The 6664-nt window shown below is 64.2% G+C and carries 7 protein-coding genes; 2 read left to right on the plus strand and 5 right to left on the minus strand.

What is annotated here, in order from left to right; translation table 11 throughout:
* Both HWX07_RS36655 and HWX07_RS36660 read right to left on the minus strand, forming a co-directional pair.
* Positions 1-105: SDR family NAD(P)-dependent oxidoreductase (locus HWX07_RS36655; protein ID WP_175879486.1), on the minus strand; the 105-nt coding region annotated here is incomplete at its 3' end.
* A gap of 52 nt (positions 106-157) precedes the next feature.
* A complete protein-coding gene (locus HWX07_RS36660; protein ID WP_011548736.1) occupies positions 158-898 on the minus strand; it encodes an acetoacetate decarboxylase in 741 nt (246 codons plus the stop codon).
* Between the two features lie 435 nt (positions 899-1333).
* On the opposite strand from HWX07_RS36660, the gene HWX07_RS36665 reads away from it, so the two are divergent.
* Positions 1334-1915, plus strand: coding sequence for a phosphatase PAP2 family protein (locus tag HWX07_RS36665; protein ID WP_175879487.1), 582 nt, complete (start codon positions 1334-1336; stop codon positions 1913-1915).
* Between the two features lie 35 nt (positions 1916-1950).
* Here HWX07_RS36665 and HWX07_RS36670 read toward each other — a convergent pair whose 3' ends face one another.
* The 3 genes from HWX07_RS36670 to HWX07_RS36680 all read right to left on the minus strand — a co-directional run bounded on the left by HWX07_RS36670 (position 1951) and on the right by HWX07_RS36680 (position 3907).
* The gene (locus HWX07_RS36670; protein WP_011548734.1) at positions 1951-2184 is read right to left on the minus strand and encodes a hypothetical protein; all 234 of its coding nucleotides are present in this window, start codon (positions 2182-2184) and stop codon (positions 1951-1953) included.
* A gap of 149 nt (positions 2185-2333) precedes the next feature.
* Positions 2334-3155, minus strand: coding sequence for a siderophore-interacting protein (locus tag HWX07_RS36675; RefSeq protein WP_011548733.1), 822 nt, complete (start codon positions 3153-3155; stop codon positions 2334-2336).
* A 38-nt stretch (positions 3156-3193) separates the two neighbouring features.
* Entirely contained in the window at positions 3194-3907 is a 714-nt protein-coding gene (locus tag HWX07_RS36680) for a PadR family transcriptional regulator (RefSeq protein WP_175681807.1), read from the minus strand.
* A 703-nt stretch (positions 3908-4610) separates the two neighbouring features.
* On the opposite strand from HWX07_RS36680, the gene tssI reads away from it, so the two are divergent.
* On the plus strand, positions 4611-6664 hold a 2054-nt coding region (tssI, locus tag HWX07_RS36685), incomplete at its 3' end, for a type VI secretion system tip protein TssI/VgrG (RefSeq protein WP_244130076.1).

The following is a 6664-nucleotide window of genomic DNA, read 5'->3' on the forward strand; positions in this document are numbered from 1 at the left end:
GATCGCGACGGCCGCGCCTGCCTTGGCCAGCTCGAGTGCGATTTCCTTGCCGATGCCGCTCGCGGCGCCCGTGACGACTGCGGTCTTGCCATTCAGGTTGCTCATGTTCGAATTCCCGTGGTGAAAGGATTGACAGGGAGAAAGGACTGCGGACGTGTTACTGGGCCAGGTAATCGTAGACGACTTCGCCGAGGCCCAGCGTCAAATCCGCGACGAGGTGGCGCGCTTCGACTATTTCGAGCACCGGCAGATCGGCCACCGGCGCGAGCGCGTGCGGTGCCAGCTCGAGCGATGCGGGGCCCGTCCACGCGCCCTTCATCTTGATGTCCTGCATGTAATAGCGCACCAGTTCGCAGACGCGTGCGGTGCCGTCGACGTGCGGGATGATCTTCAGCAGGAAATTGGGGCCGGCGAGCCGCTTCGTCTGCTCGTCGATGTCGAGTTCCTTGTGCTTGTAGCCCATCGTGCCGGTCGCGACGCGCACCTTGCCGTAGTCGAGCGTGCCCAGGATGTGATCGGTGTTCACGTGCAGCGTGGGCGACGCGAGCTTCTTCGGGAAGCCCCACAGCTCCCGGCCGCCGGCGATCGGCGGGTGATCGTCGAGATACATCGCGAGCGTATAGCCGCCCGGCTGGCCTTCGTATTCGACGGGGATCACCTGGCCGCTTTCGGTGTAATCGCCGAAGCCGGTCGAATCGGCCATGCGGATGAATTCGTAGTGGACGAGCGGCTCGGTGACCTGCAGCGGCTCGGGGACGATTTCACGGAGGCGGTCCGGATCGGTGCGGTACGTGATGATCAGAAACTCACGATCGACGAAACGGTACGGGCCCATCGGGAATGCTGGGCTGGTCAACGGCATCGCAAACGCTTTCGATCGGACATCGCTGGGTTTCATGCGGACTCCTTGTTGTTGATCGCTTCGTGGATGAGTGGACGTAATCGTATGCCTGTGCGTTGCCGTTGTGCGATGCCGCATCTGGAATTAATTGTTGCCGATTTCGAATAATTTGCGGCGTAAATATTGAGATGAATGAGACAAACGGCCTGGACGGCGTGCCGGCCCGGGCGATGGTCGCAGGCGTCGATGACGCCCTCATGTGAAACGGGTGAGTCTTTACGGGAAAGGTGGTGAGCTTTTACGGGAGACGGTCGCGCGGGAATATGACAATTGTGTGAACTTGTGTTGCAGTGCAGGCTCTAAGTGCGTTCGCCGCGCGGGCCTCGCCCGGGCGGCGGCCGCATTAAGCACCGCTTAAGCGGCCACGCCCTAGCATCGTTCGACTCCGGCCGGGCAACCGGCCGATCTTTTACGCCCCACGCAACCGGATTCATGCAGAACCTCAATCTCGCCCTCTTTTCCGCCATCAACGCCGGGGGTGCATCGCACCCGGGCGTCGCCCGCCTCGCGATCTTCGCCGCCGACTGGCTCGTCTATGCGCTGCCCGCGATGCTGCTGCTGACCTGGCTCTTCGGCGCGCGCCCCGCGCGGCGCCAGGCGATCGAAGCCGGCGTCGGCGTCTGCGTGGCGCTCGTGCTCGCGCAGGTACTCGGGCATGTCTGGTTCTCGCCGCGCCCGTTCATGGCCGGCGTCGGCACGCAGCTGATTCCGCACGCGCCGGACAGTTCGTTTCCGAGCGATCACATGACGTTCGCGTGGAGCATGGCGGTCGGCCTGCTGCTCGGCGGCACGACGCGGGTCACCGGTTTCGTGATGGCCGCGATGGCCGTGGCGATCGCATGGGGGCGCATCTATGCGGGCGTGCACTGGCCGTTCGACATGGCGGGCGGCGTGCTGGTCGGCACGGTGGGCGCGCTGGCCGCGCACCTGTACGGGCAGCGCGTGACCGCGCTGCTCGAACGGCTCGGCGATTCGGTGCATGCGGTCGTGATGGGACGCCGGCAGGCGCCGTAAGCGGAACGAGGCGGAGCGCAGCGGCAGGGACGCCGTCAGCCGGGCGAGCCGGGTGTGCGGGCCGATTCGGCCGAGGCGGACGGGCCGTCGCTCGCGTCGTGCAGTTCGGGCGTATCGGCCGGATGCCGCGCGGCATCGCGGTCGAGGGCGCTTTCCTTCAGGATCGCGCACATCGCGACGAACAGCGCGAGGACGACCGCGGCGAGGCCGCAATAACCGGCGATCTTCAGGTGGCGAAGGAAAGGCGAAGCGTGGCTTGCTTTTGTCATGACCGGGCGCTCCTGGACGGGCTGCGGCGGCTGTCGCCCGACAGCGGCGTCGCAGACATACATATATACCAGCCGCGATGCCGGTGCCAAGCCCGCCGCTGCGCCGGCGCCACGATTGTTTCAGCCGCCGGTCGAGCGGGTGCTCCCGGTCAGTCTTCCAGCGTTTCGTGCACGGCCGCCGCGCCGCGCTTCCAGTAGGCCGCCGCGCGGATGCGCGACTTGTCCACGCCGCGCTCGCCGGTCAGGTGCTGGCGCACCGCGCGCATCGACAGCGCCTCGCCGGCCGCCCACACGTAGCCGTCGCCGGACGACGGCAAAGGCAGATCGCGCACGGCATTCAGCAGCACGTCGCCGTCCGCCGCGTCGGCTTCGGCGCGGAAGCGCCAGATTTCATGCACGTCGGCGCGCGTATCGAACGAGATCTGCGCGGTGCGATCCGCGACTTCCAGCACGACCGCCGCGCGCGCGCCGGCCGGCAATTCCTCGAGGCGCCGTGCGACGGCCGGCAACGCCGTATCGTCGCCGATCAGCAGATGCCAGTCGAAACCGGTCGGGACGACGAACGAACCGCGCGGGCCGCCGATGCCGAGCCATTGGCCGACGCGTGCCTGCGCGGCCCACTGCGATGCCGGGCCCGGATGGTTCAGCACGAATTCCAGATCGAGTTCGCGGGCGGCGCGGTCGAAGCGGCGCGGCGTGAAGTCGCGCGCGACCGGCTTCGGTTCGCCTGCCGGGAACTCGGGGCCATTCGCGCCGAGCGTCGGCAGCGCGGGGCGTTCCGCGCCGGGCGGCGGGAAAAAGACCTTCACGTGATCGTCGAACGATGCGGATTCGAAATCCGCGAGATCGGGGCCGCCGAGCGTGACGCGCAGCAGATGCGGCGTCACGGCATGCACGCGCAGCACCTGCAGCAGGCGGAACTTGAGGGTGTGGCGCACGCGGGTCACGGTGCGCTCGGACGTGTTCTGCATCAATCCGTTCTCCTTGGGTGGTGACGGGGCGGCGCGCATCACGCGCCGGCGCCGCCTTCGATTTCGGCCGTCGCGCGGCGCAGGATGGCCGCGATGCGGCGTTGTTCGTCGGCATCGGCGGCGCTCTTGTGCAGCAGCGCACGCTTGAGCGCGAGACGGGCCTCGACGAATTCCGGCAGCCAGCCAGCCTGCGATTCGTCCTGCGCTTCATTGCCCGCCGATTCCCCGGCGAACGCGCGGCGCATGAATTCCATCTTGCGAGCGAGGTGCGTGAGGCGCGCGAACAGCGTGTCGACGCGTTCACGCTGGGCGTCGAGATGCGCGCGGCCGGCGTCGGTCAGCGCATAGCGCTTGCGGTTGCCTTCCGCCTGCGACGCGACGAAGCCGACTTCCTCGAGGTACGTGAGCGCCGGATACACCATGCCGGGGCTCGGGCTGTAAAAGCCGTTCGAGCGCGTGTCGAGCGCCTTGATCAGTTCGTAGCCGTGGCTCGGTTGTTCGGCCACCAGCGCGAGTAGCAGCAGCTGGAGATCGTCGGAGCTGAACTGGCGGCCGCGTGGCATGCCGTCGTCGCCGAAATCGCCAAAGCCGCCGCGTCCACCCCGGCCGCCGAACGGGCCGCCACCGCCAAACGGGTCGTGGCCGCGGCGATGGCGGCCGATCGCGTGCAAGACGCCGGCGAACCAGTCAGGGCCGGCATGCGCACCATGACCGTCGCATCGGGCATGGCCGCGGGAGGGATTGTGTCGCATGATCGTGTCCTATATGTCGTAAAACATATCTAAAGATATATATCGAAAGATACAACGTCAAGGGGAATTATTGAGGGCGGGATGGTGGTGGGGGGCCGAAATGAAGGGCTCGTGGACAGCCGTCCTGTTTCATCGAAATTCGGCTCGCCGCCGGCAGTTGTCCAATGCTGGCGCCGACTCATCCCTTTGGAAGCGCCCGGTATGACGTTCAAATGTGCCCAAGCGCGCAGTGGCGAGCGACGCCACGGTCAGCAAGAACGAAAAAAGAAATAGATACGCAGCGCGGGGCGTTTGAAGAGATCGGGCGGAAAACCTACCGCGGAACAACATCCACGCCAGCAAGCCCCCCGCACTCTGTTTCTTGCTGCGGCCCGATCTGCGGGCTTCGTCGAGATTGTGGGCAGGGACCTCGGACGTAGCAGATTGGACCCACATGCGCGCTCTCTCGGTGCGGGTCTGCGCGGCGGCTTCGAAAAATGCTGCGCGTTGAGGGGCCGGGAGACAGCCGGCATTTGGAGGAATCCGCGTCGGTCCAGATAGAGCGACGGGTTTAGTGTTCTTCGTCGGATAACATGAAAAATTGCTAATCGGCATTCCGGATCGTTATCTCTATGTCACATTTTGGTAAACTCCTGCGTAACCGTCGCTATATAGAACAGCAATATCCGGCGGGTCATAACGAATCAAACTGAGAGAGACCGTCGTGAATATCCGAGAGTCATTCCGCAATTTCGTATCGGGAATCGATGCGAATCACCGGCCGGTCGTGCTGAATTGGGGTAAGGCGCAGCACGCGCTGGGGTCGAAGATCGCGTTGCAGCACGCGAGCATTCGTGAAAGCATGATGACCGGCATCAGCGGTCATTTGACCTGCATCTCTCAGCAGGGCGATCTGCCTCCGAAGCTTTTCATTGGTGCGCCAGTCTCAATCGGTATCGTCACGGACCGCGGCCAACTGCATGCCATCAACGCAATCATTAGCGCCGTTCAGGTCGGCCGGACCGACGGGGAGCTGACGGTTTACCAGTTCACCGTGACCGACGCGTTGAACCTGCTGCACAAGCGCACCAACTCTCGCATTTTCCGCAACGTCAGCGTGGTCGATGTACTTGGCGTCGTCCTGAGCGAATGGCGACAGCGTAGTGTGGCCCTTGCGCAGGCGTTTGAGTTCGACCTGTCGCAACTCGACAGATCCCGCTATCCGGTTCGCTCTTTCGTACGTCAGGTCAACGAATCTGATGCCCGTTTCATCTCCCGGATTGCGCGTCGCGACGGCATCACGCTGTTCGTGCGCGCCGGACGGGTAAGCGGGGAGACGAAAGACGGCGATCCTCCCGTGCATGCGCTGGTGTTCTGCGATGACCCTCGGAAACTGGGCGAGTCCGCCGCAGGTACGGTGCGGGTTCATCCACGAGACGCTGGAACGGAACAGCGCGACACCATCACCGCTCTGACGATGCGTCAGCAACTGATTTCGGGGGAATCGGGCCGCCCTTCGTGGGATTATCGATATGCCCGCGTGGACCAGTCCAGTGCATCGACAAGGATCGATCAAGGCGAATCGGGTAACGATCTCGCGAAATTGCTGACGGACATCGTGATCGACGTCCCGCATATGGCGGACTCGTGGGCAGATCACGAACGGATGACGGAAGATCGCATTCTGGCTCATGAAGCGCAGGCGGTGCGATACGACGGCGTGAGCGGAATTCGCGACCTTGCAGTCGGCTCATGGATCACGATCGCCGGAGAGGACGAGTGGGGCGCGCTCCCGTCCGACAAGCAGCAATTCGTGATTACATCATTGCACCACGAGATCTGGAACAATCTGCCCAAAGGGTTGAGCGAGCGTGCGCAGGCACTGTTCGCCGCCAGCCACACGCTTCAGCAACCACGATCGGTGAGCGATGGCGACCCGTCTGGTCAGGATACGCGCTACGAAAATACGTTCTCGTGCGTGCCGCGTGGCACGCCTCTCACGCCGCTTTACGATCCCAAGACGGACCTTCCGCCGACGCCGTTGATTACCGGGCGCGTGGTCGGGGCCGATGGCGAGGAGGTCAGTTGCGACGAGAATGGTTGCGTGTTCGTGCAGATTCTCGGCCAGGATTCTCGCGATCATGCGCATGCGCAGGGTGCCGGGACAAACAGCAACGAGAGCGACAGCGCACCGATTCGCGTGGCATCCAGTCTGGCTGGGCCGAATTTCGGCGAGACGTTCTTGCCGCGGGTGGGCACCGAAGTTCTGCTCGGGAGCCTCGGCGGAGATCCGGACAGGCTGGTCATCATCGGCGTACTGGCAAACGGCGCGAACATGCCCGCGAGTTTCACTCATACCGGCAGTTTGCCGGGCAATCGCTTTCTTTCCGGTATCAAGACGAAGGAAATCAAGGGGCAGCGCTACAACCAGCTTCGTCTCGACGACACACCGCAGCAAATTAGCGCGCAGCTTGCATCGGAGCACGCGCATAGTCAGTTGAATCTCGGCTATCTGACGCAACCGCGTGATAACGGACAGGGTGCTGACCGCGGCCAAGGTGCCGAATTGCGTACCGACGCGGCAGCCGCATTGCGCGCGGCGCAAGGGATGCTTTTGACCACCTACGCGCGTACTCAGGCGAGCGGCGGACAGCTTGATCGCGATGAACTCGTCGAATTGCTCGGCGAATGTCACGGGGCGGCGCTATGGAGCCAATGCGGGGTCGGCATAAGGGCGCCACTTGAGGGGCGGCACATAGGCGCCAGTCCAAGGGCGGC

The organism is Burkholderia sp. BCC0097, assembly GCF_902832985.1.
GTDB lineage: Bacteria > Pseudomonadota > Gammaproteobacteria > Burkholderiales > Burkholderiaceae > Burkholderia > Burkholderia orbicola.